Raw genomic sequence first — 26,583 nt, 5'->3', positions numbered from 1 at the left:
ACTCGATCAGTGCCCGCGCACCGTGCGCAAGCGGGCCGGCATCCGCATGCACATCGTGAGCGCGCAAGCCAACGAGGAGACCTCGGACATGAGCTGGACCCGCGAACAACGCAACGTCACGATCGCCGCCTACCTGGGCTGGACGCTCGATGCGTTCGATTTTTTCCTGATGGTTTTCGTGCTGAAGGACATCGCCGCCGAATTCGCGTCGACGATCACCGCCGTTGCGTTCGCGCTCACGCTGACGCTCGCGATGCGCCCGCTCGGCGCACTGATCTTCGGCCGGCTCGCCGACCGCTTCGGCCGCCGCCCGACGCTGATGGTCAACATCGCGTGTTATTCGCTGCTCGAACTCGCGTCGGGTTTCGCGCCGAGCCTGACCGCGCTGCTGGTGCTGCGCGCGCTGTTCGGCATCGCGATGGGCGGCGAATGGGGCGTCGGCTCCGCGCTGACGATGGAAACCGTGCCGACCCATGCGCGCGGCTTCGTATCGGGGCTGCTGCAGGCCGGCTATCCGAGCGGCTATCTGCTCGCGTCCGTCGTGTTCGGCCTCTTCTACCAGTACATCGGCTGGCGCGGCATGTTCATGGTCGGCGTGCTGCCCGCGCTGCTCGTGCTGTACGTGCGCACGCACGTGCCCGAATCGCCGGCGTGGAAACTGATGGAGAAACGCCCGCGCCCGAGCCTCGGGACCACGCTGAAGCAGAACTGGAAGCTCACGATCTACGCGATCGTGCTGATGACCGCGTTCAACTTCTTCTCGCACGGCACGCAGGATCTCTATCCGACGTTCCTGCGCGAACAGCATCACTTCGATCCGCATACCGTGTCGTGGATCACGATCGTGCTGAACATCGGCGCAATCGTCGGCGGACTGTCGTTCGGTGCGATCTCGGAACGGATCGGCCGGCGCCGCACGATCTTCATCGCCGCGCTGATCGCACTGCCCGTGCTGCCGCTGTGGGCGTTCTCGAGCGGCCCGGTTGCGCTCGCCGCGGGCGCGTTCCTGATGCAGATCTCGGTACAGGGCGCGTGGGGCGTGATTCCGGTCCACCTGAACGAGATTTCGCCCGACGAAATCCGCGCGACCTTCCCCGGCGTCGTCTACCAGCTCGGCAACCTGCTCGCGTCCGGCAACGCGACGATGCAGGCATCGCTCGCCGTGTCGCACGACAACAATTACAGCTTCGCGCTCGCGCTCGTGGCCAGCATCGTCGCCGTCGCGATCGCCGTGCTGATCCTGTTCAGCCGCGAGCGGCGCGGCATCGACATGACGCAATCGGTCAATACGCGTAGCACGGTCGGCTGAACCCGCACATTGACGCAGCGCACCATCGCGCGCGCCCCGCCCCTCGGGGGCGCGCGCCACGCTTGCCGCAGTTGCACATCGAACTAGAGGAATTTGTCCAGATTCCCCGCTTGCCCGCTCCGCCCGCGTTTTTTTATCTTAATAAAAACGACTGTTTGAATCAGACAATCAAATCACCTGTTCGCGGCCGGGCGACCGGCATGGGAGGCGGAACATGGCAGTAAGTCAGGAGGGGCGGCCATCCGCGGGACGGCCGTCCGGGGCGCGATCATCCGGCCCTCGGCAGACCGGCGGGACGAAGGCGCGCATCCTCGATGCGGCCGAGGACCTGTTCATCGAGCATGGCTTCGAGGCGATGTCGATGCGGCAGATCACGTCGCGCGCGGCGGTCAACCTCGCGGCGGTCAACTACCACTTCGGCAGCAAGGAAGCGTTGATCCACGCGATGCTGTCGCGCCGGCTCGATCAGCTCAACCAGGAACGCCTCGGCATCCTCGACCGCTTCGATGCGCAGCTCGGCTCGCACATCACCTGCGAGCACGTGCTCGGCGCGATGTTCATTCCCGCGCTGAAGGCGTCGCGCAACCCGGAACGCGGCGGGCCCGGGTTCCTCCGGCTGATCGGCCGCGCGTACACCGATCCGTCGCCGTTCGTGCGCAACTTCCTGACCGCGCACTACGCGAGCGTCGCGGGCCGCTTCTTCGACGCCTTCCAGCGCGCGTTGCCGCACCTGCCGCGCACGGAGCTCGGCTGGCGGTTGCACTTCGCGATCGGCGCGCTGTCCGGCGCGCTCGCGGGTGCCGAGACGGAAAGCCTGATCGACGAGTTCTCGCAAGGCCGCACGATGAACGACGTGCAGATGATCGCGCGGCTGTCGTCGCTGATCGTCGCCGCGCTGAAGGCACCGATGCCCGACAGTGCCCAACTGTCGATCTTCGCGGCGGTACTCGACGACGCGGGAGCGAGCGAAGCGTTCGGGCTGCCGTCGAGTGCGGCAGCCGCCGATACGGCGACGCTGCATTCCGCGAACTGAGCGCGCGGGGCCACACGCGACTTCCTGTTCACGATTTGATTGATACGCGGGGTCATGCGGCGCATCGAGGCGCCCGTGTTGATCGCCCGTGAAGCATGGGGCACGGGCAGGCATCGAAGCGCCTGCCCGCGCCGAAAGCAAAGACCGGAGACACGTCATGTCATCTTCCGCAGCAACCGCAGCGGCCCAGGTTCCGCCGAACACCGACGGTATCTGGTACGCGTCGTACCCGCCCGGCGTACCGCACGAAATCGACGTCACTCAATACGCATCGCTCGTGCAGTTCTTCGACGAATGCACGACACGCTTCGCCGAGCGCGTCGCCTACGTGAGCGCAGGCGCATCGATGACCTATCGCACGCTCGCGCAGAAAGTCGACGCGTTCGCGTCGTATCTGCAAAGCCTCGGCGTGAAGCCCGGCGACCGCGTCGCGATCATGCTGCCGAATACGTTCCAGTATCCGGTCGCGCTGTTCGGCACGCTGAAGGCCGGCGCGATCGTCGTCAACGTGAACCCGCTCTACACCGCGCGCGAACTCGCGCACCAGTTGAAGGACAGCGGTGCGCAGACGATCGTCGTGTTCGAGAACTTCGCGAGCACGCTGCAGGAGGCGCTGCCGGAAACGCAGGTGAAGAACATCGTCGTCACCGCGCTCGGCGACCTGCTCGCCGACGGCTTCAATGCGAAAGGACGCCTGATCAATTTCGTGCTGAAGCACGTGAAGAAGCTCGTGCCGGCCTACCACCTGCCGCAGGCGATCCGGCTGCGCTCCGCACTTGCGCTCGGCGCGCGCGGCAAACCGCAGCCGGTGCAGATCACGCGCGACGACCTCGCGTTCCTGCAATACACGGGCGGCACGACCGGCGTCGCGAAAGGCGCGATGCTCACGCACGGCAACCTGATCGCGAACCTGCTGCAGGCGAAGGCATGGATCGCCGACCAGGTCTCGGGCGACGTCGAAACCGTGCTCACGCCGCTGCCGCTCTATCACATCTATTCGCTGACGGTGAATGCGTTCATCTTCATGGGGCTCGGCGGGCGCAACATCCTGATCGCGAACCCGCGCGACATGAAGATGGTGATGAAGATCATCCGCAACGAAACGTTCACGGGGATCACCGGCATCAACACGCTGTACAACGCGTTCCTCGACAACGAGGAATTCCGCAAGCGCGACTTCTCGAAGCTCAAGCTCGCGATGGCGGGCGGGATGGCGATGCAGCGTGCGGTCGCGGAGCGCTTCCAGCAGGTGACGGGCCGACCGGTGGTCGAAGGCTACGGGCTTACCGAATGCTCGCCGATCGTCACGATGAATCCCGTCGACCTGAACGACATGGCCTCGTTCAGCGGTTCGATCGGCCTGCCCGCGCCGTCCACCGTCGTGCGCTTTCGCCGCGAGGACGGTACCTGGGCCGCGATCGGCGAGCCGGGCGAGCTGTGCGTGCACGGTCCGCAGGTGATGCGCGGCTACTGGCAGCGCCCAGACGAGACGGCCAAGGCGATCGACGCCGACGGCTGGCTCGGCACCGGCGACATCGGCGTGATGGACGAACGCGGCTTCATCCGCCTCATCGACCGCAAGAAGGACATGATCCTCGTGTCGGGCTTCAACGTGTATCCGAACGAGATCGAGGAAGTGCTCGTGATGCATCCGGGCATCAGCGAGGCCGCCGCGATCGGCATTCCCGACGAGGTGCAGGGCGAACGGATCAAGGTGTTCGTCGTGCGCCGCGACCCGTCGCTCACCGTCGACGACGTGCTCGCGCACTGCCGCAAGAACCTGACCGGCTACAAGATGCCGAAATTCGTCGAGTTCCGCGACGCACTGCCGCAGACGAACGTCGGCAAGATCCTGCGCCGCGCGCTGCGCGACGAGGAACTCGCCAGGATCAAGACCGCGAAGCAAGACTGAACGATCCATCGCTCCGGGAGATGCTGTCGATGAACGCAGGAAAGAAGCGCAGCGCGTGGCACGCTGCCGCCGCGGCGGTCGCGTGCATGCTGTCGCTCGCTCGGCCGGGACTGCATGCGCAGGAAGCGGCCGACGCCGCGAGCGCGGCACAGGAGGTCGCGCTGCCGGCGGACCTGGCGAAAATCACGCGCGACCCGGTCGCGCAACAGGCGCGCTGGCTGCGCACGGCCGCGCAGCGCGGCACGCTCGCGCAGCTGGACGACGCGACGCTCACGACGCTCTTCAAGGCGCTCGACCCGCTCGCCGTGCCGCTCTATATCCGTAATGGCCCCAACGGCTATCCGTCGTACCAGTTCACGATGGTGCGTCAGGAGCGCATCAGCGGGAAATGGTCCGACACGCCCGACCGCATGCTCGTGAAAACCACCCGCGAGCCGCTGCGGGTGTATGCGAAATGGCTGCCGGGCGGCGCGCATGCCGGACAGGAAACGATCTACGACACGACGCAGCGCAAGGACGAGATGTACGGCCATCTCGGCGGCCTGCTCGGCAAGATTCCGTTGTGGACGGCGCTCGACGGCGCGCTCGCGCGCGCCCAGTCGAATCACCAGGTGAAGGATCTCGGCACCGAGTTCATCACGAACCTGTACCTGACCGAAGGGAAGAAATACCAGGAAGCCGGCGTGCAGCGGCCGACCCGGGTGGAGGCCAAAACGATCGGCGGCGTGCGCGTCGTCGCGCTCACCTACGAAACGCCGACCGGCCGACCGCAGTTCTACGCGAAGAAGGAAGTCCTCGGGCTCGACCTGCACGCGCCCTATTTCCGGACCGTCGAGTCCTACGACAACGACGGCAAGATCTTCGAGCGGATCATCATCGAGAAAATCGCGCCGGCGACGCTCGACGACACCGCATTCGACCCGAAAAACCCCGACTACGCGTTCTGATGCGCGCCGGCGGGGCCGACCTCGGGTTCAATCGTCATCGTCGTCGCCGTGGTGCTTGCGCCAATGCTTGTAATAGTGCTTGCGCCACTTGCGGTAGCGATCGTCGTCGTCATCGCCGTAATAGCCGTATCCGTAGCCCGGATAGGCGACCACCGCGGGCTGCGGCGCCACATAGACCGGTGCCGGCTCGACATAGACCGGCGCGACCGGTACGCCGATGCCGACCGACAGGTCGACATGCCCCGCCATTGCACTGCCGGAAGCCAGCAACGCCACGCCGCCGACCCACCCTGCCCATCGCCTCTTGTTCATGTTCTGGATCCCTGATATGCCGGCCCATCCGGCTCGCGCGAGTAATGTAGGCACAGCGCGCGCACCGAGGTGATACGGCGCTGCGAGAGTCGTAACGCGACGTAACGAAACGGCTTTGGCCGTTCGGCCGAATCGCGAAAATGCGTCGGAACGTCTATAGTGGGTTACGGTTCGACACAATCACGACTGCGCGCTTCCCTATCGAACAGGGTAGAATTCCGCCAAACGCCTTGTGGACCAACACGCCACACACGCACAACATATTCTCTGACGCAGGCTCCTGCCGCACCTCAATGGCCAATCCCGCAGAATCCCATCCGCAAAACGACTTCATCAATTCGGCGCGCAAGGAACGTAAGCGCGTTGAAATCTATCTCGTCAACGGCATTCGTCTGACGGGATGTATCGAGTCGTTCGACCAGTACCTGGTGATGCTGCGCACCCCCGTGGGTCTGCAAGGCATCTACAAGCGCGCGATTTCCACGATCCAGCTCGACACGGGCGGCTCGCGCCCGGGCGGCGGCGGCCCCCGCGGCCCGCGCACCGGTGGGCGCCCCGGCGGCCGTGAAGGCGGCGGTCACAGCCCGTACGGCTCGCACGGCGGCCCGCGCGAATCGCGTGGCGACGGCGGCGGCTACGGTTCCCGCGAACCGCGTGAAGGCTATGGCTCCCGCGAGCCTCGCGAAGGCTACGGCTCGCGTGAACCGCGCGAAGGCTATGGCGCACCGCGCGAACCCCGCGAACCGCGCGAAAGCTACGGCGCGCCGCGCGACACCGGTGACGCATCCGGCAACACGTCGCCGTCGGATGCACGCGGCGGCAACGGGCCGGTGATCGTCACCCGCCGCCGGCGAATCGTGCCGGACGGCCAGTAAAACAAAAGGGCAAGCCAACGGGCTTGCCCTTTTCTCTTGTGCGGCCGGCGCGGCAAGTCGCCGCACCGCCACTCTCGGTTCAGCGTGCCGTCCTCGGCAGGCCCGCGTCGGCCTCGCGCTGCAGCGAACGCACCTGCTGCTGCAACGCGCGCAGTTGCGACTGGAGTTCGGCCTGCTGCGCCTGCAACGCGACCGTCTCGCTGCGTACGCTCTTCTGGCGATCCGCGACCGCTGCCTGCTGCTGGCGTGCAATCGAGATATCGGCCTGCAGACGCCGCGCACGGTCCTGCGTGACTTCGATCTGCTTGTCCATTTGCGCCTTCTGCGACTCCAGCTTCGTCGCTCGCAGTTCGTTGACGGCCAGCCGCTCCGCCTGATGCGAGAAATCGCGATAGATCGCTTCCGCGCGCGTTTCGTCGTGAGTCTTGATCACGCGCCAGAACGCCTTCTGCTGGAACAGCGCGACGAAGTACGCTCCGTCCTTCACGTTGAACAGCAGGCTCGCACCGTAGCTGCCGTTGTAGCTCGTGCGCATTTCCGTCAGCGTGTGCGCCTGAATCTGGCGCTGCAGGTCGTCGACCGTGCTCGGCCCCGTCGTCTCGCCCGCCTGCGGCTGCACCGACGTCTGGACCTGCGAATCGATCACCGGAATCGCTGCCACCGGCGCCGACGCCTGCTGCACCGCCGGCGAATCGCTGCCTGCCAGCCCCTGCGCGTAAGCGCCCTGCATGCCCCCCACCATGGCGAACAACACACACGCCCGCCCCAACCCCGTCATATGGCTCATGAAGTTTTTATTCCCCGCCCGAGTCGTTGTAATCCAGCGCGATTTTATCTCATTAATTATTCGCTTTCGCGTGTCTCGGGCTCTTCGTCGAAGATCTGATATTTGCGCATTTTTTCCCACAACACCTTGCGGCTGATGCCGAGCTGCTGCGCCGTGTCCTGACGCCGCCAACCGTTTGCGTCGAGCGCCGCGATGACGCGATTGCGCTCGTTCATGTCCCACTTGCTGCGATCGACGAAGACCTCGGCCGCACTTTCCGCCGGCACCGGCTGCGCCGAGCTGCGCGCGTGCGCAATCAGCCGCTGCAGCCGCGCGGCATCCCACCCGCCCGTCTGCCGCACCGTCACGCCGACACGCTCCGCGAGATTGCGCAATTCGCGCACGTTGCCGGGGAAATAGCTGTCCGCGACCGAATCCGTCAGCCAGTACGGCAGATCCGACAACTCGGCGAGCCGGTCCTCGCCGACGACCTGCGCGACGAACGACTTGAACAGCGCGATCTTGTCGACCGCGCCGCGCTCTTCCAGCGACGGAATGCTCAGCTCGATCACCGCGAGCCGGTAGTAGAGATCCGCGCGGAACAGGCCTTCCTTCACGAGCTGCGGCAGCTTCTTGTTGCTCGCCGCGACCAGGCGGAAATCGACCTTGACCGACGTCGCCGCGCCGACGCGCAGCACCGCGCCGTCCTCGAGCACGCGCAGCAGCTTGACCTGCTGGTACAGCGGCAGATCGCCGACTTCGTCGAGGAACAGCGTGCCGCCCGCCGCCTGCTCGAAATAGCCTTTATGCGCAACAACCGCACCTGTGAACGAGCCTTTCGCATGGCCGAAGAACAGCGATTCGAACAGGCCGTCCGGAATCGCGCCGCAGTTCACCGGTACGAATTCGCCGTGCCGGTAGCGCGAATGTTTTTCGTGCAGCAGTTGCGCGATGCGCTCCTTGCCGACGCCGGTTTCGCCGTGCAGCAACACGTTGGTGTCGCAGTCGGCGAACGTATCGACTTCGTGCAGCAGCGCCTGCATCGATTCCGAGTGCGCGACGAGTTCGGACGGCTGTAACGTTTCGGCCGCATGCGCACGCAGTTGCGTGACGAGCTTGCCGATCATGCCGCGCAGTTCGGCGCACGTGAAGTCGAGCGGCAGGATGTGCGAATACTCGGGCGGATACTGCGACGCGTCGTGGTCGCGCGCCGCGCCGACCCAGACGACCGGCATGCCGATGTTGGCCTGCCAGTCGCGCAGGAACGCCGCGCCGGTTTCGATCATCGACACGCTGATGATCGCCAGCGATGGCCGCAACGCGGCGCGTTCGGGCGAGATCTCCGCGTTGTCGGCACGGATCACTTCGACGTCGAAGCTCGCCATGCAGCGGGCGACGCGGTCGACGATGTCCGCTTTGCCTTCCCAGACGTAGAGGTCGAGTTCTGCGATTGCGGGGGCGTTTCTCATCTTCATCAGTAAACCGTTTGGGCGACCCCGCAACTAAGCGAGATCTGATGGACCGTCGCTGCGCCGACCTGAACGCCGAGCAGATTCAACAGTGGAACGAGGACAGCGTCCAGACTCGAAAGGAGCGGGCCGAGCAGGTTTGTCAGAAATGTCAGCAACGTAGACAAGAAGGTTGACGGAAGCGACAGAAGATTCACTCCACCCAAGCCGATGTTGGCGGTGATCTTCGCGACCGCAAGTTGACTCAGAGCGGAACTGAGGGCCGAACCGAGTGCATTTGAATTCACCGTCCAATAGTTTGCATCGGTTCCGGATACGCCATTGAACGTATGCGATTGAGACGCGCCTTGCACCGGGACCGATACGTTGGACATCGAAGCCGTCAACTGTGCAAGGCCGAGCACATTCGCGTTGATGATCTGCCCAGGCGACGAACAACTGTAGCTTGACGACAAGCTGATCTTGCCGGACGCATCGAGCGGTGGCTGGCCAATACACAGATTGGCAACGCCCGGTTGCGCGGTAATGATGACAGCGCTCGTTGCCTGTGTGGGTCCACATCGTGTCGAGTTCAGCCACGCGGTGCCGGTGCCGACTTGCAGGTAGATCGGAAGATTGACGTCAACGCCCACATTGATCGCTCCCAGCAACGCCCCGACGATGGGCAACTGCGTCGTGCCGAGATCGACGTTGAGATACACCCCCACCGCGGCGGTGGATGCCTGCGTCCGCCAAGTGCCGGTCGTGGGATCGATGCCGCCTTCCCCGATGCCGATCGACGGGGGACTAATGATCTGAACCTGCAGTTGCGTGCCCGTCAGTCCGCCGAGATTCAGCGACGGCACATTGACTGTCACTGCCGGCTTGCCGGCCGCCGCGATCTCCGCACCGACGAGCAACAGATCGAGCAGATCCACCTGTGCGTCGAGTGCAGCCTGCGTATTCGCGAGCGCGACGTTGAGCAGACCACCTGTCCCGCCCAGGCTGATCGACGTGCCGGGAACCTTGGCGGCCAAGATCGCCTGCAATGCACCAAGGCTCGCCTGCAGGTTTGCGTTCGCGACGGTCGTCCGCGTCCCCGCGTCCACCATCAACTGGAGCAACTGAGGCAACGTGAGCTTCAGTGCAAGTAACTGATCGACCGTGCCGACACCCGCCGCGACGACAAGGTCGCCTACCTTCACGTTCGTGCACGCAAGTGCCTGATACGAGCCGATATTGAGGTTCAGGCTCGCGCCGAGCAGCGCCGCGATCAGCCCGTTCACGAGGCCTGGATTGCCGGACGTCGGTACCGAGCCGCCGGTGCAACCGACGCCACCGAGCGCAGCAATGGTTGCGCCGACCGAGAACGTATCGATGTTCGTCGAGCGCGCGGTCGACACCGCTGACACCGTTCGATCGGGTCCTACAAAGAAGAATGGCACCTGTCGTGTGATCGTCACCTTGACCGCATTCAATTGCGTCGTTCCGGCGCCCGCGGACGCAAAATAGCTCGGCGCCGGGTTGAGCGCCGTGTCCCAACGACCGCAGACGATCGCGAGCGTGTCGCCGTTCGACGGGCTCAGCCCGTTCGACTGCGCATTGCTGTTCGCAGTCGCTCCCGGCTGCGAGCATGCATCGTCCATCCGCTGCACGGCTGCAAGCGCAGCCATGTCGGCGATCCGCTGCACGTCGCGACGCTGATAGAACAAGTTGCCAACACCGATGACACCGAGCGTCGTGACGGCGACGAGCAACCCGATGATCGCCATCACCGAGAATGCGCCGCGCTGTCCTGATGCGAGGCGACGCGTACGCCCACGGTACCGGGTATTCACTATCCCGCTCCGTCAGTGTGCGAGTTCGCCGCCGGCCGGACCGCCACTACCGCTGCCGCTGCCGCCGCTCGTCGTCGACATCGTACCGAACCACGTCGGAATCGGCGTCTTGAACGTGTCGAGATAGCGCTGGTACGCATACGTTCCAGCAGCACCATCAATCGGCTGAGGTGCGCCGGCCGCGCGATTCGAGCGCTGCAGATCGAACCATGCATTCGTCGAATGGTCGATCTCGGACGCCGGTGCACCGCTTTGCGCATAAACGCCCCCCGCACAAAGCGAACTCGCGAGCGCTACGCACGCCGCGCTCATGCGAATCGATGAAAGGTGAAACATGATGGCCTCCATGAATATCTTCGTTATCGCGCAAAACGCTGTAGCAGCGGCACGGAAAGATCCAATCCGTCGCTGCTTGCGACCGGCTGTGCTGATGTGCCGTGCGGCGCTCGCATGGCTGCAAGTTGCTTCGCGCGCGCCGCAGCGGCAATTTTCGCCGCATCGTCGCGAATCTCGTTTCGCACCGCGGGCGATAGTTTTTGCTGATCCATCAGCCGACGCGCGTCCTTCGCACGGCCGCTTGCAAGCAGGTACAGCGCCAGATTGCTGAGGATTTTTGGGCTCTTCTGATCGAGTTCGGCCGCCTTCAGCAGCGGCACGCGCCCGGCCTGCAGGTCACCGTCGCGCATCCGCGCATACGCGAGATCGGACAGCGTCGCCGCATCGGTCGGTGCAAGTGCGCATGCCTGATCGAGTTGCTGCGCGGCAAGCGCGAAGTCTCCTTGCACGCCTGCGATCAGGCCGAGCCCGCGATATCCGCGCGCGGCAAGCGGCGTCGTCAACAGCTTCGTGTATGCGGCTATTCCGGCGTCGTACTGACCAGTCGCTCGCAATGCATCCGCACGAAGCAGGATCGTGTCCGGCGAGATGCCATATTGCTTCTCGTACTGATCGATATGCGCAAGTGATGCGAAATAGAGCCCCTGACCTTGCATCCGCTCGATCAGCCCGAGATACATGCCCGGCGTATCCGGCGGGGCATTCTTGTCGGCGGCTGCCTGCATCAGCGCGCCACGTTCGGCCTGCGCCCCGATTCCGTAACCAGACTCCTTGAACAGCGAACACCCGCTGGCAAGCAGCGCAAGCGCCGCCCAACCTGCGATCGCGCGGATCCTTCCAAATCGATTCATCTCGTGTTGCTCCTTCCCTTCATACCGCGTCAACGCTGGAACGCGGCAAGCGCGGACAGCACGGTCATGATCCCCGGCCCCGCGGTGACGATCAGCAACGCGGGCAGCAATGTGACGATCATCACGCCAGTCATCTTTACCGTCAGGCGACCGATCCGCTCACGCAACAATGCTCGCCGCCCTTCGCGTAGCCGGTCGCCGAACTGCTTCAGCGGCTCCTGTACCGCGCCACCGTGCTTGTCGACCTGAATCAGCAAGCGCACGACCGCGCGCAGATCCTCGTTGTCGAAACTGTTCGTGAGCCGCTGCAACGACTGTTCACGGGTACGCCCGGCCGCAAACTGCCGCTGTGCGACGCCAAGCTCCCACGACAGTACCGGCAGCATCGTCTGAAAATCGTGCGTGATGACCTGGATGCTCTGATCCAACGACAGGCCGACGCCCTGCAGCAATCTCAGCATGTCGACAAGGAGCGGCAATTCGGCCGAAACACCTTGCCGGCGCTCCGCTGCTCGTCGGCGCACGTAGATCTTCGGCAACATAAATCCGATTACAAACGCGACGCAGGTCGACAGCAGCCAGCGTGATCCCGAGGCCCGACCGACGAGAAGTCCCCCGACGAACACCGGCAGCCCGACCGCGAATGCGATTCGCGCACTGAGAAACAGGCCACGCGCCCGAGCTTCGACGAAGCCGCACTGTTCCAGCATTTGGCGATCCTCGTCGGCAAACAGATAGCGGCCGACGCCAGTGTCGAGCCATCGCATCCCGGCGTCCTCGAGACACTCTCGCAACCTCGCAAAACGCGTACGCGTCGCAGGCGGCACGGCGACTTCACGCCTGGGTTCGGCCGCCCCCCCGCGCGCCGCGGCCGCTTCAACCGCAGCCGTGCGGCGATCGAGCGCCTTCAGCAGCGTGCGCTCGGCACGCTGCTGCAGCGTCACGCGAACGATCGCAAGCGCAGCGAGCAGCAGCATGCCGATCGCTCCAAGCACGAGCGCAAGCGCGCCCACACGATTTGCCTCCATCCCGTCACCTCAACCGCGCAAGCCGGTACAGCCAGAAGCCACCAGCCGCCTGCAGTACGAATGCAAGGTAGATCAGCCGACGCCCTGCGTCGTCGCTCCACATCGCGGTAAAGTATCGCGGGCTCGTTGCGACGACGAAGCTGCCGATGGCGATCGGCAGCAGCGCGAGTATCCACGCGGATAACCGTGTTTCCGCCGACATTGCCGACAGTTCGCGCTCCGCCTGCTCGAGATCGCGCATGAAGATCGACATCCGGTCGAGCATCACGTCCGCGCGCCCGCCGTATCGGACCGACAGACGCAGCACCGCGCCGACCAGTTCAAATTCGCGGATACGATATATGCGCGCGATGTGCAGCATCGCACGATCGATCTCGGCGCCCGTGCGCAACATCCGCGAAACATCGTCAAGACAGCGACGAAGCGGCATCTCGGTCGTCAGCAGAGCGGCCTGGAACGCGGCTGGCACGCTGTTGCCGAGCGTAACAAGACGCACGATCCCGTCGAGAAACGATGGCAATTGCCGAACGATCTTCAGGCGACGTCGACCAATGCGGGACGCGAGCCACAGTGCGACGAGCGCCGCGCCCGCGACGAGTGCGGCCACTGCCGCGATCAGACTGCCAACCACCCATGCCCACAGCGCAAGCAACGCGATGACCGCGAGTACAAGTACCAGGCCGACGCGCACCTCGTCGAGACCCGCCCGGTCGGACAGCGCCACCCATGCGTCGAGCATTGACGCTCGCCAGCGAGCGAACCCGCTTTCGGGTTCCTGTGCGTTCGTTGTGGCGACCGCCGCGCCCCGCCCGCGACGCGCATCGTCGGCCGGCTGCGCAGCGCGCCCTCCCGGCCCGATCCGGCTGTCGAAGAATCGCTGTGTATGCACACGCCCTTCCCGCACATGGCTTCCGCGCCAAAGCAGCAGCCCCGCCGCCGCGCAAATCAGCGCGAACATCAGCGCGAGCAATGCCGCGCTAGACATTGAAGCCCCCGTTACGCCCGAAGCCGCCGCTCGACACGAGCGCGCTGCGGAAACGCGCGAGCTTCGGCGAATGCGGATGAATGCCGAGCGATTCCCAATGATCGATCTCGTCGCCCTCCGGGGTGACACGCGCCTCGTAGCGATACAGTTCCTGCGTCGATACGATATTGTCTGACATCCCGGTGACCTCGGTGATCGAGAGGATACGCCGGCGACCGTTCGACAACCGGCCGATCTGCACGATGAAGTCGATCGCGTTTGCGATCTGCCTGCGCAAACTTGCCTCGGTACCCTGAAAACCCGCAAAACCGGCAAGCATCTCGAGCCGGTATAGGCATTCACGCGGTGAACTCGCGTGCACGGTACCCATCGACCCGTCGTGACCCGTGTTCATCGCCTGCAGCATTTCGAGTACTTCGCCGCCACGCACTTCGCCGACGATGATCCGATCCGGACGCATCCGGAGCGTGTTGCGCAACAGGTCGCGAATCGTCACGATGCCGCTGCCGTCGAAACCGCCTGGACGACTCTCGAGACGCACGACGTGCGGATGATTCAGCGACAATTCGGCCGTGTCTTCAATCGTCACGACCCGCTCCGCTTCGGGAATGTGAAAAGCCAGTGCGTTCAGCAGCGACGTCTTGCCCGAACTGGTACCGCCCGACACGAGAACGTTGCAGCGCGCCTCGACTGCGGCCTCGAGCAGTCGCCCGATTTCTTCGTTGTACGTCCCGTTACCGAGCAGATCGGCCGGCCGCAGCGGATCCTTGCGGAACTTGCGGATCGACACGACCGGGCCGTCGATCGACAGCGGTTCGATGACGACGTTGACGCGCCCTCCGTCCGGCAGCCGTGCATCGACCATCGGATTCGATTCGTCTAGCCGCCGGCCGATCGGGGCGAGAATCCGCCTCACGATCCGCAGCAGGTGGGCATTGTCGGTAAAGCGGATCGGCAGCTTCGCCAGAATCCCGTGCCGCGACACGTAGATGTCGTTGTAACCGTTGATCAGGATGTCTTCGACATACGGATCCGCAAGCAGGTCCTCGATCGGCCCGAAGCCGGCGAGTTCTTTTGTCAGCGCCTCGGCAACCGCACGTACCTCGCTCTCGTTCAGCGGAATGCGTCGCAGCCGCACGAAACTGTCGATCTCGAGATCGACGAACTGATTGATCGCCTGTCGCGACCACCGGCCGAATTCGGCGCCCAGTTCCTCGATCCGCGTAAGCAGATGCTCGTGCGCGGCATTCTTGATATCGTGGAACTGCTGTGTTTGCGAGAACGGCGCCGCGCCGTCGGCAAATTGAATGTCGTGTGCCATCGCTTACGACCGCTTCGTAGAGGATTGAATGATTCGTTTCAGTGCTGCGAGGCCGCTTGCCGCACGCGGCGCCCCACCCGATGCCGCTTCTCCAGCCAGGCGATCGACAAGGGGACCGAGCGCGCGTACGTACGGATCGCGTTCCGCGATTTCTGCTATCAGCTTGCCCTGATTCGCCGCATGACCGATCGGCACGCGTCGTGACGGCAGCGTCGCGATGAGCGGCAAATTCAGTCGCTCGGCGATCTGCGCGGGCAGCATCCCGAGATCCGGGTCGAACTGGTTGACGACGAGCCGGATCCGGTCGGTCGCTGCACCCGCATCACGCAGCCCGTCCAGCAGTTCGACTGCCGACACGACCGATGCGACGCCCTGGTCGCAGACGAGCCACGCTTCATCCGCGAGATTCACCACCTGCCCGATGAAATCGCGATTCGAGAAACCACCGAGATCGACAATCTGATTGTCGAAAAACGCACGCAGCCGATTCAGCAGCCCTGAGCACGACGCAGTCGCCACGTCGCGCAAATCGGCAAGGTTCTGCGGCAGTGTCGTCAGCGCCACTCCGCTCGGGTGACGCGCAAGCGCTGTCGTCACGAATGTGCGATCGATACGGCGCAGGTTGCGTACCGCCTCGACGAAATGAAATTCGCAGCGTGTATTCAGGAACAGCGCGCCATCGCCTGCCGGCAACCCCAGGTCAAGGAGTGCCGTTGCCCGTGCAGGTTCCGCGGGCCGTCGCTGCGTCAGCACCGAAAGATTCGCGGCGAGCGTGCTCACCCCCATCCCGGCACGTGCGCCGAGCAACGCCGTCACCTTCCCGTGACGACTCGCCGGCTCGCCGACATTGTCGAGCAACACGCGGGTAATTCGCAGTGCCTCGTCGGCCGGTGCAGAAAAATCGACGAAATCACGCACGCCGGCACGCAATGCGGCAAGCGCGCTTTCCGGCTGCGAGACCGAACCGAGCGCAACGACGGGTATGCCCGGATGCGCCGCGCGCACTGCTGCGACGGCCGCGCTCGCCGCCGCACAATCTCCGGAGAAATCGATAAATACCAGCGCAGGATTCAATACGCCGATACGCTGCGACAGCGATGCGCCATCGAGCGGTGACGCCTCGACCGCGCCGGTCGAGACCAATGACTGGGCAAGCCATTGCACATGCTCGACGCGCGCGGAGGCGCACACGAAGTGGTCGGTCACATCAGGCTCAGCCAACGAAAAGGTTCTCGCGTTCATGTTGAACACTCCCTATGAGGCGAGGTATGGCGCTGCGCATGATCGCCTGCGCTGCCTCGAAGTTCGGCGCACTCATTTCGAGAACCCCGGGCCGGCATCCGGCGATGCCAAACCGCCGAGATAGGAGCGCCACACGGGACCATCACGTTGCTCGGACAGTTCACCCGGCGTCGCGGGCAGTTGCGCGCCCTGCGCAATCGGGGCGACGAGATGCGGCGTAACGATGATCACGAGCTCCTTATCGTTCTGCTGATAACTCAGGTTCTTGAAGAACGCACCGATGATCGGCAAATCGCCAAGGAATGGCACCTTGTTCACATTGGAGGTTGTCTCGCGGTCGATCAATCCGCCAATCACGAAGCTCTCGCCATCGCCAAGCTCGACCGTCGTGTCCGCACGTCGCGTCGTCAATGCTGGCACCTGGATTCCGTTGATCGTGATCGAATGCACGAAGTCGAGCTGACTCGATTCCGGTGCGACCTTGAGGGCGATGCGGCGCGGACTCAGCACGGTCGGCGCGACAGTCAGTCCCACACCGTACGGCTTCCATTCGATCGAGATCGTACCGAGCGACTGCGGGACGGGTACTGGGATCTCGCCGCCTGCAAGAAAGTTTGCACTCTGGCCGGACAGTGCGACAAGGGTCGGTTGCGCGAGTACGCGCGCGAGATTGTTCGCTTCGAGAATCGACAGATCGGCGAACAGCCCGTGCGATACTGAATTCACCACGAGGTTGAATGCCGAGGAGATCGGTACATTTGTGTTGTACGTGAGTGAACTGCCCGGCGAACCGGTAATCGACGTCAGTCCGCTCGGCGCAAATGCTCCGAACGAAAAACCGTTGCTTTGCTTGAAGAAATTGAGGCCCGCCTGCTTCAGCACCGAACGGCTGAATTCGACGACACGCACATCGACCTGGACGACGTTCTTGCCGGCGATTGTCGACGCGTCGAGCGTCGTCCCATCCTTGCCACCGAGACTCTTCGCCGCGTGGACGGCCCGCTGATGTCCGTCGAGCGTCGCCGACGAGCCGCCGATTACAGTTGTGCCTCCATACGTATTCACATTCGGCGACGCGCCATCGAGCAATGCACGCGCCGCGCCGCTCGTCACGTTCACGCTGTAGATTGTCGGCTCGTCACGACCTCGCTCCCATATCATCACGTTCGTCGACCCGGCACTCTTTGCAACGAGCAGCACGCCGCCGCGACCGCCCTTCACGATCAGCACGTCCGCGACCGACGGATCACCGACAGCAACCCGCTGCAGCGTGCGCCCGGTCGCGAGTTGCCGTTGGGCACCGATCGCCAGACTGATCGTCCCGCTTGTTTCAGCCGCGTACGACTGCGGCTGCATAGTCAGCGCGCCCAGTGCAATAACCAATGCAATCAGTTTCTTTTTCATTGTGTTGGAGGCATCGAACCGCCCCTTCTCCATCTTGGTCCGGCTCAATAGGCGACCGTTTCGGTCCGCCCCCCCCGAATCACTTCGATACTGCCGCCGCTCGCGGACCGCGTTGCGACGCGCGCAACAGCACGCGGAGCAGGCGCCGTCGTGCTCTTCGACAACTCTCCGAGCATCACGCCCGCCGCCGCGAGCGTCGACGGGCTCCTGCCATCGCCCCCGCGAACCGCCACAGTCTGCGTCGCAACGTCGTCATCACGCGGATTCCGGAGAGCGAGCACGAGCCGGCCGCTTTGTTCGGCCAGCGTCAACGCATCAACCTGCGCCGTCGGCACCGCGAGCACAGCCGTCCGCATGCCAACGACGGAACCGTTCGAGCTGTCCCGTTCCGTCGTCGCGTCGCCGAATGACAGCACACGAATCTTCGACATCAATAGCCGCGCCTGCGTATTTGCAATCTCCGCCGCCGACATGCCGCCCATGGCGGCGCCTACCCCGTCGCGCTTCAGGTTAACGAACACGTCGACGTAGTTGCCAGGTCGCACGCGATTGCCGACGGCATTGGTCTCATCGACCTTGATCGCGACCGCTCGTTCGCCGGGCTCGATCTGCTCCGCGAGACCGGCAGACAGCGCACTCGCCACGACGGGAGCCTGTGCGGGAATATCGGCGGCCGGCACACGACCGACGAGCGGCAGCGGATCCGCGAACGCGCCCTGTGGCGCGGCGGTCGACTGCTGGACCTTCAGCGCATCAGCCGGAATCGGCTGGCCGGCAGGCAAAGGCCGCGTCGCCACGACAACGGGCACGCTTTGCATCGCAACCGTCGATGTTACGGGTGTGATGGCAGCAGGCTTGCGTCCGAGCATCCAGGCATAGATACCTAATAGAACCGCGATCGCGATCAGCAAGCCCGCAATGATCTTCGTCAGATTGTTGGCCATGATGTTGTTATATGTTTCCGCTACTCACGATTGAAATCTCCGCGTTACGCTGGCGACCGGATGCCCTGAAACCTGGCGAGTCGCCATCGCCGTTTCTAAATGATGTTGACAGGGCTGATTTGCACCATCGCCGTTCCCGTAAGCGTAGACGGCACCGGCAGCAGCGAGCCGAGCAAAGGAAACGACGGAATCAGCGGACGCGTTGCATACGGATAGGTCAGTGTGATCTGCACGCAGTACATTGACGCGTCGTATGTGCAATTGCCTTGCTGCGTCGGCGTGCATGTTGCGCCCTGCAGCCAAGTGGTCAAATTCGTCGCGGCCGTACAGGCAGCGGTCGCCCGCGCCGCGAGCGCAGCCTGTTGGGTCGCCTGCTGCGTCGCGGCCGCCCCCACTTGCCGATAGTTCAGCGCGGCTCGTGCACCTTCCGTGGCCGCAAGCGTGAGGTTCTGCTGTGCGGCAAAGATCATTCCATACGTGATGATCGCGTACAGAATCAGGAAGAACATCGGCAACATCAGCGCGAACTCGACAGCCGTCGCACCACGTTCGCGAGACCGCCCCCCGTAAGCAGAACGAAGCGCCATTATTGAATCCCCCCGGTCGCGATCCGGTACAAGAGCCACAGCGCGGCCGGAATGACGAGAAATGCGGCATACGGAGACGACCGAAAACCGGCGATTGTCATCGTCGGCGAACGAGACTGCCAAAGCGCGGACACTGGCGTCCGTGTCGCGACAATCAGCGCACAAGCATGCGCAAATGCAAGCAGACTCGCAACGATCCAGAGCCATAACAGCCCATGCGCGCCGCACCACGCGCCAAGCGTCGCGAAGACCTTGACGTCCGCAGCTCCCATCACACGCAACACGAAAAATGGAAACAGGCAAACGCACCCGATCAGCGCGCCAATGAACGCCTGACTCACGCCAATGCCGAATGGATTATGTCCGGAGAACAAAAATGCTGATGCAAATCCACCGATCACCAACGAATTGGGGATGCGTCTGTGGCGAATATCCTCGAGCGCGACAAGCACCGCCCACGCGAGGAAAACCCCGACGCCGGAAAGCAGGATCATTGACGCCCCGAGCGGCAAAAATTACGCACGCGGATTGCCGCAGCAATCCGCGCCCCTCAACAAATGCAGGGAGATGGGCTAATGCCCGCTTCGTTAAGTCGCCTTCGGCAGCTTGCCCGCAATGTAGTCGAACGCCCCCGAGATACCACCGGTCAATGTGCCCAGCGCGGTAACAAGAGCGACGGCGATAAGGCCGGCGATAAGGCCGTACTCGACTGCGGTAACCCCGTCTTCTTCCCGAAGGAAGCGAATCATCATTGCTTTCATTTTATTCCTCGTGCCTGTATTTACGTTCTTTGGCCTTTTATACGTATACATCCCCGCATATCTGGCCGTTGCCCCGCGCCATTCGCCACATCTGCTGTAACGACAACCGGGTGCGCTTTCTTTATATATCGCCCAAAAGGGCATGTCTCATGATTTGATGCAAGTTAACATTCGCGATAGCAACCCTCCTCGAACGTTGTGTACCGAACCGTACATTTGCTTACATCTGCTCCGGATTCTATATCCGATCCTATTTAACTTCCAACCTCTTTTAGCGGCTCGGATCGAAAAAATGACCGTGAGCACGACGTATTTGTACGGTGTTTCGGTACGTCTTACACATAGGATTTACGATAGGTTAGATGTGCACACCTAATCCACCAGTAAAACAATTGCCTCGTCCACCAAGCCTGCGTGGGCCCCACGTTACGTCGCACGCGTAACGCCAATGTTGTGACGTTACGTTACGAAACGGCCGAAACCGTTCTCATTCATCTGCGCTTAAACAGATTCAACAATCTTTCAATTTCCAGAACTTCCTTTTCCGACAAGGAATTGCCTCGTTTAAAACCTGTTGTCGAACCGTCGGCCATCGAAATGGCACGACAGTTGCAGAGTAGTCCTCGCATCACTCAACACAACGGCAGTTCACAACACATTTTTAATGCGAGGACAACATGGACATTAAGGTTATCCCTCATGGCGTGTTCCGGACGACTCTGATCGCGGCCACCGTTGCAGCCATGCTTTCCCTCTCCGCGTGCGGCGGCTCCGGTTCCATCAGCCAGGGCCTTGGCGGTGGCGGCTCGAGCTCGGGCGGCGGCGATTCGATCTCAACGTCGGGTGGCGGCACCTCCGGCGGCACGTCGGGTTCGACGAGCGGCAGCACGTCGGGCAGCACCAGTGGCTCGACCAGCGGCAGCACGAGCGGTTCGACGAGCGGCAGCACCAGCGGCTCGACGAGCGGAACGACCAGCGGCACGAGCGGCACCTCGGGTGTGTCGTCGAACGCGGTGGGAAGTGTCCTCGCAAACGGCAGCAATCTCGTCACGGGTGTCGGCGGAACCGTCTCGGGCCTCGGCACCGTCATCGCCAACCAGTCGCTGCCGGGTGTCAACCCGGCCACCACGCAAGCCGCGGGCGGCATCGTGCAGAGCGTCGGCGGCGCAATCACCGCGCTCGGCAACGGCCTCGGCAATGGTCTCGGCCAGCTCGGCGCGACAAAGGATCCGATCGGCACCACGGTTGCCAGCACGGGTGGCGTGGTCAACCAGCTCGGCGGCGCAGTCACGCAGACCGGCAACCTGGTCACGAGTCTCGGCAGCGGCCCGCTGTCGCCGCTCGCACCGGTCACGGGTGCCGTCGGTGGCCTCGTGTCGACACTCGGCGGCGCCGTGTCGAACGGCGGCACCACCCTCACCAACGCGCTGTCGACCGGCCCGATCCAGCAGGTCACGCAGACGGTCAGCTCGGCCATCACACCGATCACGACGATGGTCGGCCAAACGACCCAGACGATCGGCACGGCAACCGGCCTCGGCGCACCCGTCAACACGCTGCTCGGCACGGTCGGCAACGGCCTGAACCAGGCCGGCGCGCTGCTCGCGTCGGCAGGCGGCAACCCTGTCACGACGGGCCTCGGCAACACCGTCTCGGCGACGGGCAATACCGTGAAGGCCGTCGGAGGCCTGCTCACGGGCGGCACCGGAGGCGTGACCAACCCGCTCGCACCGCTCACTGGCCTCGTCTCCACGGTTACCGGCGCTCTCGGTGGCGCAACGGGCGGTGGCAGCGGCCCGCTTGCACCGGTCACCGGCCTCGTCTCGACGGTCACCGGCACACTCGGCGGCGCAACGGGCGGCAGCGGCGGCCCGCTCGCACCGGTCACCGGCCTCGTCTCGACGGTCACCGGCGCACTCGGTGGCGCAACGGGCGGCAGCGGCAGCCCGCTCGCGCCGGTCACGGGCCTCGTTTCGACGATCACGGGCGCGCTCGGCGGTGCAACGGGCGGTACGAGCGGAAGCCCGCTCGCGCCGGTCACGGGTCTCCTCGGCACAGTCACGGGCGCACTCGGCGGCGCGACGGGCGGCGCAGGCGGCGGCAGCCCGCTCGCACCGGTGACGAACGCGGTGTCCACGGTCACCAGCACGGTCGGTGCACCGGCACTGACCGGCGGCACGGGCGCAGTCACGAGTTCGGGCTCGTCGTCGAATCTGCTCGCGCCTGTCACGTCGCTGATCGGCGGCCTGCTCGGCGGCACGCACGGCAAATAAACCGATATCCATTCATCGACAAGACAGCGAGGAGTTCACCATGTCCCAGCAACGTTCTCTCACGACGGCCACCCTGCGCCAGTGGCGCATGCCCCTCACCGCTTTCGCTGCAGCCTGCCTGCTGGCCGCCTGCGGCGGCGGCGGCGTCAGCTCGCCGCCGACCAGCAACAATGGCGGCTCGTCCAGCGGCACGAGCGGTACGTCCGGCACGAGCGGCACCAGCGGCACGACCACCGGCACCAAAGGTGTCGTCAGCACGGTCGGCCAGACGGCCACCGACCTCGGCAGCACGGTCGGCAACATCAGCCTGCCGGGCCTCGGCGACGGCGTAACGAAGGGTATCGGCAGCACGGTCGCCAGCACCGGCACGATCGTCGGCGCAGCCGCCGATGCGGTGAGCAACGGGCTGGGACAGATCGGCTCGACGAAGGATCCGGTCGGCACGACGGTTGCCGGTCTCGGTAATGTCGTCGGCGCGACGAGCAACACGGTGTCCGGCCTGAGTTCGACGGTCAAGGCGCTCGGCACGGGCCCGCTCGCGCCGCTCGCTCCCGTCACGACACCGGTCGGCACCGTGCTCGACACGGTCGCCAACGGCCTGACGGCCGCCGGCACGACGATCGGTTCGACGCTGTCGTCGGGTGCCGTGCAGCAGGTCACGCAGCCGCTCAGCTCGGCGATCACGCCGCTCGTGATCACCGCCGGCCAGGTCACGCAACAGGTCGGCACGACGACCGGCCTCGGCCAACCCGTCTCGGGCCTGCTCGGCCAGGTCGGTGGCGCGATCAGCTCGGCCGGCAAGCAGGTCGGTAGCACGTCGAACCAACCGCTCGTCGGCGATGTCGGTCAACTCGTGACCGCGGTCGGCAACACCGTGACCAACGCGGGTGGTCTCGTCAACCCGAACGGCCCGAACGGTGCAGCACCGATCCCCGGCCTGATCACGAGCCTCGTCGGCGGCTCGACAGCTGGCGTCCAGAACGGCACGTCATCAGGCTCCGGTTCGACGAACCCGCTCGGCGGCCTGCTGTCGGGTCTCGGCTCGACGCCGCTCGGCTCGCTCACGGGCGGACTCGGCGGCGCAACGGGCGGCACGAGCAGCGGCCCGCTCGCTCCGGTCACGAATCTCGTATCGACGGTCACGGGCACGCTCGGCGGCGCAACGGGTGGCGCAGGCAGTGCAAACCCTCTCGCGCCTGTCACCGGTTTGCTGAATACTGTCACCGGGGCAGTCGGCGGTGCAGCGGGGTCCGGGGGCTCGAGCCCGCTCGCACCGGTCACGTCGCTGGTCGGCGGCGTGTCGGGGACGGCATCGTCGGGTGGCGGTTCGACGGGGCTGCTCGCACCGGTAACGGGGTTGCTGGGCACGCTGGGTAGCGTTGGCAAGTAAGGAGGACGGTCGCACCTTCGCAGCCGGTGCGAACGGCGCGGCCGTACAAATACACCCGGCATAGCGGCACGCGTCGCGCGACACCCAGGTGTCGCGCGACAGCATTAGAAAGAAGACGAAAAGAAAGGCCTACGAGGAAGAACAATGAAATCCAGACTCGACAGATGGATGATGCTGCTCGCCATCGCGGCAGCAAGCACGGCACATGCACAAACGCGCGTCGCGGGTAACCCGCTCGACTCCCTTCCCCAGATCAACGCACCGAAGACCGGCCCGAACGTCACCGTGCAGGTCGCACCCCAGGCACCGCAACTACAGGAGCTGCTGTCGCGACATCTGACGCCGACGACGTTCCAGGTCGAAGGCGTGAAGTCGGTGCCGTTCGAGGAAATCTCGCGTCGCTTCACGCCCCTCGTCGGCAAGGACATCACGATCGGCGAGTTGATCGAAACCGCCAACGGCGTGACGAAGCTGTACCAGGATCGCGGCTACGCGCTGTCGTTCGCGTTCGTTCCCGCGCAGACGTTCGAGAACGGCGTCGTGCGAATCACGGTCGTCGAAGGCTATGTGTCGGACGTCAAGGTCACCGGCAAGCCCGGCGCAATGGAACCGAAGATTCGCGCGATCGCTGCGCATATCACGGCCGATCGCCCGCTGCGCCGCGCGACGTTCGAGCGCTACGTGAACACGTTCGGCCTGCTGCCCGGCCTCACGGTGAAGGCGAACGTGCCGCCGCCGCAAACCACCGACGGCGCAACGACGCTCGAACTTGCGGTCGACCGCAAGCCGTTCAACGTCAGCACCGGTATCGACTTCAACCACCCGGGCGTCCAGGGCCTCATCACCGCGACCGAGAACGGCCTGACGTCGTTCGGCGAACAACTGAGCATCTCCGCGCTGGCGCCGCCGGGGCGTGACAAGCAGACCTACTTCGCGTTCAGCGGCGCGGTACCCGTCGGCAGCAGCGGTCTGATCACACGCCTCGACGCAAGCACCTATCGCGGCAAGCCGACCGACAACCCGGGGCTACCGTCATATGTCGAACGCACCGTCAAAAACGAGAAGCTCGGTCTTTCGGCATCCTATCCGTTGCTGCTGAACAACCAGCGCAGCCTGCTCGGCACTGTTTCAGGCTACGCATCGCATAACGAAGACCGTTATCAGAACCAGATCAACGGCGCGACGCTCGACACGCGCTCGCAGGTCCGCGTGCTGCAGATGCAGCTCGACTACACGAGCGTTTCGCCGAAACAGGTACAGAAGCTGAGCGTCAACGTCGCGAAGGGGTTCAACATCCTCGGCGCGTCGAAAGCGCAGGACGTGACCGTCGGCACGACGACGACCTCGGTGGACAGCCCGATTTCGCTGACCTTCGTCCGCACCGGCGCGACCTTCACGCAAACGAACGAATGGCCGTTCCGGATCGGCACGTCGGTTTCGCTGACCGGGCAATACAGCCCCGACTCGCTGCCGACGTCCGAACAGATCTCGTTCGGATCGACCCGCTACGCGCTCGGCTACCAGCCAGGCGAAACGTCGGGCGACTCGGGCTGGGGGATGTCGCTCGAGGTCAACCGCGGCTTCTCGCCGGGCTGGACGTATCTGAAATCCGTCACGCCGTACATCGCGTATGACATGGCGCGCGTGTACCTGCACGCAGGCACGCCGTCGCCGAACCGCATGTCGTCGGTCGGCATCGGCGTGCGGTTCACGGACAGCCGTTATTACAGTCTCGACCTGAACGTCGCAAAACCGGTTGGCGACGCGCCGGTCGAAAGCGCGTCGCGCAGCCCGCGCATTAACGCCGCATTCTCGTATCAGCTCAACTGATCGGTCAGCAAACAGCTCGCGTCACGCGGGCTGTTTCGAATAGAGTCCCCTCTATCAAACGTGGCGCGCGGTTTCACGTATTCTGGCGAAGCTCGCAACATGCCCGCCCCATGCAGGCGGTCGTGCGGGCGAATCGAACACGACATGCAAAACAAGGAGGATGACAATGATTCAACTGACCCGTCCGTTGCGTGCAATCGCCGTCGCCGGCGCACTGCTCGCCTGCGCAGCACCCACGTTCGCTCAAGCCGACAACCCCATCGGCATGTGGCAGACGATCGACGACAACACCCATCAGCCGAAGGCACTCGTGCAGATCGCCGAGGACGGCGACGGTTCGCTGTCGGGCAAGGTCGTCAAGGGCCTCGGCGCGAACGATACGCCCGATCGCCGCTGCACCGCCTGCACGGACGAGCGCAAGGATCAGCTCATCAAGGGCATGACGATCATCAAGGCGATGAAGAAGGAAGGCGACCACTGGGACGGCGGCAACATTCTCGACCCGGAAAACGGCAAGGTCTACAAGTGCAAGATGACGCTTGAAGACGGCGGCCAGAAGCTCGTCGTGCGCGGTTACATCGGCGTGTCGCTGCTCGGCCGTTCGCAGACCTGGGTACGCCAGCAATAACGCAGCACGCGCTGAAACGCGCGGCTCGATAAAAAAATCGGCCTGCGACAAAGTCGTCAGGCCGATTTTCTTTTGGTGCGGGCGCAGAAGCAAATAACGGACATCACGCCGCGTGCTTCAACGTGTCCGATACATAGCCGCTCGGCGCGCGACACGCGGGCGCGATACTGCTACGCGCCTCCGCTGCCTTCGATTGCGTATGCTTGCGCATCCGTGTGGACAATTCGTTGCACAGACTCACGCCCGAATCGCCATAGAGCTCACGCATCACGCTCAACAACGTGCCCGTCTCGTGCCATACCTTGAAGCGGCGATGGCATGTCTGATACGAAGGGTAACGGCGCGGCATGGCGGACCATGTTGCGCCGCTGTAGATCACCCAGAGCACGCCGTTCAGCACGGCACGCGTATTGGCTAACGGTCGGCCGCGCAACTCGGTGCGCGGCTGCATTTCGGGCAGAAGCGGCGCGACGCAGCGCCACTCGTGGTCGGTCAGATCGCGATACGGTGTCATGGACATCTCCAGCCTTGGTAACCATGACACAACGATATCGGCTCACCTC

General features: G+C 64.1%; 25 protein-coding genes. 9 read left to right on the top strand and 16 right to left on the bottom strand.

Annotation, left to right across the window (positions count from 1 at the left end):
* Nucleotides 1-88: 88 nt before the first annotated feature.
* The 4 genes from MRS60_RS07540 to MRS60_RS07525 all read left to right on the top strand — a co-directional run bounded on the left by MRS60_RS07540 (nt 89) and on the right by MRS60_RS07525 (nt 5,201).
* Entirely contained in the window at nt 89-1,309 is a 1,221-nt protein-coding gene (locus MRS60_RS07540; RefSeq protein ID WP_243565484.1) for an MFS transporter, read from the top strand.
* A gap of 214 nt (nt 1,310-1,523) precedes the next feature.
* Nucleotides 1,524-2,342, top strand: coding sequence for a TetR/AcrR family transcriptional regulator (locus MRS60_RS07535; protein ID WP_105393194.1), 819 nt, complete (start codon nt 1,524-1,526; stop codon nt 2,340-2,342).
* Between the two features lie 157 nt (nt 2,343-2,499).
* Nucleotides 2,500-4,254, top strand: coding sequence for an AMP-binding protein (locus tag MRS60_RS07530; protein WP_131948492.1), 1,755 nt, complete (start codon nt 2,500-2,502; stop codon nt 4,252-4,254).
* 29 nt (nt 4,255-4,283) lie between these two features.
* Nucleotides 4,284-5,201 (top strand): DUF1571 domain-containing protein, encoded by a 918-nt coding sequence (locus tag MRS60_RS07525; RefSeq protein WP_243565483.1) that lies wholly within the window; start codon nt 4,284-4,286, stop codon nt 5,199-5,201.
* 27 nt (nt 5,202-5,228) lie between these two features.
* Here MRS60_RS07525 and MRS60_RS07520 read toward each other — a convergent pair whose 3' ends face one another.
* Entirely contained in the window at nt 5,229-5,513 is a 285-nt protein-coding gene (locus tag MRS60_RS07520) for a PXPV repeat protein (RefSeq protein WP_034184056.1), read from the bottom strand.
* A gap of 293 nt (nt 5,514-5,806) precedes the next feature.
* Between MRS60_RS07520 and hfq the strand changes: the two genes are divergently transcribed.
* Nucleotides 5,807-6,388, top strand: a complete 582-nt coding sequence (gene hfq / locus MRS60_RS07515; RefSeq protein WP_034184055.1) for an RNA chaperone Hfq — start codon at nt 5,807-5,809, stop codon at nt 6,386-6,388.
* Between the two features lie 79 nt (nt 6,389-6,467).
* Here the strand turns inward: hfq and MRS60_RS07510 are convergent, their stop codons facing one another.
* The 14 genes from MRS60_RS07510 to MRS60_RS07445 all read right to left on the bottom strand — a co-directional run bounded on the left by MRS60_RS07510 (nt 6,468) and on the right by MRS60_RS07445 (nt 19,899).
* Nucleotides 6,468-7,175, bottom strand: coding sequence for a DUF2968 domain-containing protein (locus tag MRS60_RS07510; protein ID WP_034184054.1), 708 nt, complete (start codon nt 7,173-7,175; stop codon nt 6,468-6,470).
* A 56-nt stretch (nt 7,176-7,231) separates the two neighbouring features.
* Nucleotides 7,232-8,623 carry a sigma 54-interacting transcriptional regulator gene (locus MRS60_RS07505; RefSeq protein WP_111017925.1) on the bottom strand — a complete coding sequence of 464 codons (1,392 nt, stop codon included), beginning with the start codon at nt 8,621-8,623 and terminating at the stop codon, nt 7,232-7,234.
* A 5-nt stretch (nt 8,624-8,628) separates the two neighbouring features.
* The gene (locus tag MRS60_RS07500) at nt 8,629-10,440 is read right to left on the bottom strand and encodes a TadG family pilus assembly protein (RefSeq protein WP_175749343.1); all 1,812 of its coding nucleotides are present in this window, start codon (nt 10,438-10,440) and stop codon (nt 8,629-8,631) included.
* Nucleotides 10,441-10,452: 12 nt separating this feature from the next.
* Nucleotides 10,453-10,776: a DUF3613 domain-containing protein gene (locus tag MRS60_RS07495; RefSeq protein ID WP_034184264.1), complete on the bottom strand. Its 324-nt coding sequence runs from the start codon at nt 10,774-10,776 to the stop codon at nt 10,453-10,455.
* A 23-nt stretch (nt 10,777-10,799) separates the two neighbouring features.
* A complete protein-coding gene (locus MRS60_RS07490) occupies nt 10,800-11,627 on the bottom strand; it encodes a pilus assembly protein (protein WP_034184263.1) in 828 nt (275 codons plus the stop codon).
* 29 nt (nt 11,628-11,656) lie between these two features.
* The gene (locus MRS60_RS07485; RefSeq protein WP_105393191.1) at nt 11,657-12,655 is read right to left on the bottom strand and encodes a type II secretion system F family protein; all 999 of its coding nucleotides are present in this window, start codon (nt 12,653-12,655) and stop codon (nt 11,657-11,659) included.
* Between the two features lie 4 nt (nt 12,656-12,659).
* Complete coding sequence (locus MRS60_RS07480) at nt 12,660-13,640, bottom strand: type II secretion system F family protein (protein WP_034184051.1); 981 nt, start codon at nt 13,638-13,640, stop codon at nt 12,660-12,662.
* Nucleotides 13,633-14,961 carry a CpaF family protein gene (locus MRS60_RS07475; RefSeq protein ID WP_034184050.1) on the bottom strand — a complete coding sequence of 443 codons (1,329 nt, stop codon included), beginning with the start codon at nt 14,959-14,961 and terminating at the stop codon, nt 13,633-13,635. The genes MRS60_RS07480 and MRS60_RS07475 overlap by 8 nt, the downstream gene beginning before the upstream one ends.
* Nucleotides 14,962-14,964: 3 nt before the next feature.
* Nucleotides 14,965-16,203 carry a fimbrial protein gene (locus MRS60_RS07470; RefSeq protein ID WP_034184262.1) on the bottom strand — a complete coding sequence of 413 codons (1,239 nt, stop codon included), beginning with the start codon at nt 16,201-16,203 and terminating at the stop codon, nt 14,965-14,967.
* Nucleotides 16,204-16,275: 72 nt separating this feature from the next.
* Nucleotides 16,276-17,607, bottom strand: coding sequence for a type II and III secretion system protein family protein (locus tag MRS60_RS07465; RefSeq protein WP_034184049.1), 1,332 nt, complete (start codon nt 17,605-17,607; stop codon nt 16,276-16,278).
* A gap of 44 nt (nt 17,608-17,651) precedes the next feature.
* Nucleotides 17,652-18,551, bottom strand: a complete 900-nt coding sequence (gene cpaB / locus MRS60_RS07460; protein ID WP_034184048.1) for a Flp pilus assembly protein CpaB — start codon at nt 18,549-18,551, stop codon at nt 17,652-17,654.
* A gap of 95 nt (nt 18,552-18,646) precedes the next feature.
* Complete coding sequence (locus MRS60_RS07455) at nt 18,647-19,138, bottom strand: TadE/TadG family type IV pilus assembly protein (protein WP_034184047.1); 492 nt, start codon at nt 19,136-19,138, stop codon at nt 18,647-18,649.
* Nucleotides 19,138-19,632, bottom strand: coding sequence for an A24 family peptidase (locus MRS60_RS07450; RefSeq protein WP_034184046.1), 495 nt, complete (start codon nt 19,630-19,632; stop codon nt 19,138-19,140). The genes MRS60_RS07455 and MRS60_RS07450 overlap by 1 nt, the downstream gene beginning before the upstream one ends.
* A 93-nt stretch (nt 19,633-19,725) precedes the next feature.
* Nucleotides 19,726-19,899 (bottom strand): Flp family type IVb pilin, encoded by a 174-nt coding sequence (locus tag MRS60_RS07445; RefSeq protein WP_034184045.1) that lies wholly within the window; start codon nt 19,897-19,899, stop codon nt 19,726-19,728.
* A 677-nt stretch (nt 19,900-20,576) separates the two neighbouring features.
* Here MRS60_RS07445 and MRS60_RS07440 point away from each other — a divergent pair.
* The 4 genes from MRS60_RS07440 to MRS60_RS07425 all read left to right on the top strand — a co-directional run bounded on the left by MRS60_RS07440 (nt 20,577) and on the right by MRS60_RS07425 (nt 26,020).
* Nucleotides 20,577-22,172 carry a collagen-like triple helix repeat-containing protein gene (locus MRS60_RS07440; protein ID WP_243565482.1) on the top strand — a complete coding sequence of 532 codons (1,596 nt, stop codon included), beginning with the start codon at nt 20,577-20,579 and terminating at the stop codon, nt 22,170-22,172.
* Between the two features lie 40 nt (nt 22,173-22,212).
* Nucleotides 22,213-23,562, top strand: a complete 1,350-nt coding sequence (locus tag MRS60_RS07435) for a collagen-like triple helix repeat-containing protein (RefSeq protein WP_131948509.1) — start codon at nt 22,213-22,215, stop codon at nt 23,560-23,562.
* A gap of 144 nt (nt 23,563-23,706) precedes the next feature.
* The gene (locus tag MRS60_RS07430; RefSeq protein WP_175749339.1) at nt 23,707-25,392 is read left to right on the top strand and encodes a ShlB/FhaC/HecB family hemolysin secretion/activation protein; all 1,686 of its coding nucleotides are present in this window, start codon (nt 23,707-23,709) and stop codon (nt 25,390-25,392) included.
* 166 nt (nt 25,393-25,558) lie between these two features.
* Nucleotides 25,559-26,020 carry a DUF2147 domain-containing protein gene (locus MRS60_RS07425; RefSeq protein WP_034184041.1) on the top strand — a complete coding sequence of 154 codons (462 nt, stop codon included), beginning with the start codon at nt 25,559-25,561 and terminating at the stop codon, nt 26,018-26,020.
* A 103-nt stretch (nt 26,021-26,123) separates the two neighbouring features.
* Here the strand turns inward: MRS60_RS07425 and MRS60_RS07420 are convergent, their stop codons facing one another.
* Nucleotides 26,124-26,534 (bottom strand): transposase, encoded by a 411-nt coding sequence (locus tag MRS60_RS07420; RefSeq protein WP_243565481.1) that lies wholly within the window; start codon nt 26,532-26,534, stop codon nt 26,124-26,126.
* Between the last annotated feature and the right edge of the window lie 49 nt (nt 26,535-26,583).

The organism is Burkholderia pyrrocinia, assembly GCF_022809715.1.
GTDB lineage: Bacteria > Pseudomonadota > Gammaproteobacteria > Burkholderiales > Burkholderiaceae > Burkholderia > Burkholderia pyrrocinia_C.
The sequence above is the reverse complement of the archived record's forward strand: the minus strand, read 5'-3'. Positions and strand labels throughout refer to the sequence as shown.

Bases quoted from the DNA above. Each gene is read 5' to 3' on its own strand.
- MRS60_RS07540 (WP_243565484.1), top strand. From the start codon at position 89: ATGAGCTGGACCCGCGAACAACGCAACGTCACGATCGCCGCCTACCTG.
- MRS60_RS07535 (WP_105393194.1), top strand. From the start codon at position 1,524: ATGGCAGTAAGTCAGGAGGGGCGGCCATCCGCGGGACGGCCGTCCGGG.
- MRS60_RS07530 (WP_131948492.1), top strand. From the start codon at position 2,500: ATGTCATCTTCCGCAGCAACCGCAGCGGCCCAGGTTCCGCCGAACACC.
- MRS60_RS07525 (WP_243565483.1), top strand. From the start codon at position 4,284: ATGAACGCAGGAAAGAAGCGCAGCGCGTGGCACGCTGCCGCCGCGGCG.
- MRS60_RS07520 (WP_034184056.1), bottom strand. From the start codon at position 5,513: ATGAACAAGAGGCGATGGGCAGGGTGGGTCGGCGGCGTGGCGTTGCTG.
- hfq (WP_034184055.1), top strand. From the start codon at position 5,807: ATGGCCAATCCCGCAGAATCCCATCCGCAAAACGACTTCATCAATTCG.
- MRS60_RS07510 (WP_034184054.1), bottom strand. From the start codon at position 7,175: ATGAGCCATATGACGGGGTTGGGGCGGGCGTGTGTGTTGTTCGCCATG.
- MRS60_RS07505 (WP_111017925.1), bottom strand. From the start codon at position 8,623: ATGAGAAACGCCCCCGCAATCGCAGAACTCGACCTCTACGTCTGGGAA.
- MRS60_RS07495 (WP_034184264.1), bottom strand. From the start codon at position 10,776: ATGTTTCACCTTTCATCGATTCGCATGAGCGCGGCGTGCGTAGCGCTC.
- MRS60_RS07490 (WP_034184263.1), bottom strand. From the start codon at position 11,627: ATGAATCGATTTGGAAGGATCCGCGCGATCGCAGGTTGGGCGGCGCTT.
- MRS60_RS07485 (WP_105393191.1), bottom strand. From the start codon at position 12,655: ATGGAGGCAAATCGTGTGGGCGCGCTTGCGCTCGTGCTTGGAGCGATC.
- MRS60_RS07480 (WP_034184051.1), bottom strand. From the start codon at position 13,640: ATGTCTAGCGCGGCATTGCTCGCGCTGATGTTCGCGCTGATTTGCGCG.
- MRS60_RS07475 (WP_034184050.1), bottom strand. From the start codon at position 14,961: ATGGCACACGACATTCAATTTGCCGACGGCGCGGCGCCGTTCTCGCAA.
- MRS60_RS07470 (WP_034184262.1), bottom strand. From the start codon at position 16,203: ATGAACGCGAGAACCTTTTCGTTGGCTGAGCCTGATGTGACCGACCAC.
- MRS60_RS07465 (WP_034184049.1), bottom strand. From the start codon at position 17,607: ATGAAAAAGAAACTGATTGCATTGGTTATTGCACTGGGCGCGCTGACT.
- cpaB (WP_034184048.1), bottom strand. From the start codon at position 18,551: ATGGCCAACAATCTGACGAAGATCATTGCGGGCTTGCTGATCGCGATC.
- MRS60_RS07455 (WP_034184047.1), bottom strand. From the start codon at position 19,138: ATGGCGCTTCGTTCTGCTTACGGGGGGCGGTCTCGCGAACGTGGTGCG.
- MRS60_RS07450 (WP_034184046.1), bottom strand. From the start codon at position 19,632: ATGATCCTGCTTTCCGGCGTCGGGGTTTTCCTCGCGTGGGCGGTGCTT.
- MRS60_RS07445 (WP_034184045.1), bottom strand. From the start codon at position 19,899: ATGAAAGCAATGATGATTCGCTTCCTTCGGGAAGAAGACGGGGTTACC.
- MRS60_RS07440 (WP_243565482.1), top strand. From the start codon at position 20,577: ATGGACATTAAGGTTATCCCTCATGGCGTGTTCCGGACGACTCTGATC.
- MRS60_RS07435 (WP_131948509.1), top strand. From the start codon at position 22,213: ATGTCCCAGCAACGTTCTCTCACGACGGCCACCCTGCGCCAGTGGCGC.
- MRS60_RS07430 (WP_175749339.1), top strand. From the start codon at position 23,707: ATGAAATCCAGACTCGACAGATGGATGATGCTGCTCGCCATCGCGGCA.
- MRS60_RS07425 (WP_034184041.1), top strand. From the start codon at position 25,559: ATGATTCAACTGACCCGTCCGTTGCGTGCAATCGCCGTCGCCGGCGCA.
- MRS60_RS07420 (WP_243565481.1), bottom strand. From the start codon at position 26,534: ATGACACCGTATCGCGATCTGACCGACCACGAGTGGCGCTGCGTCGCG.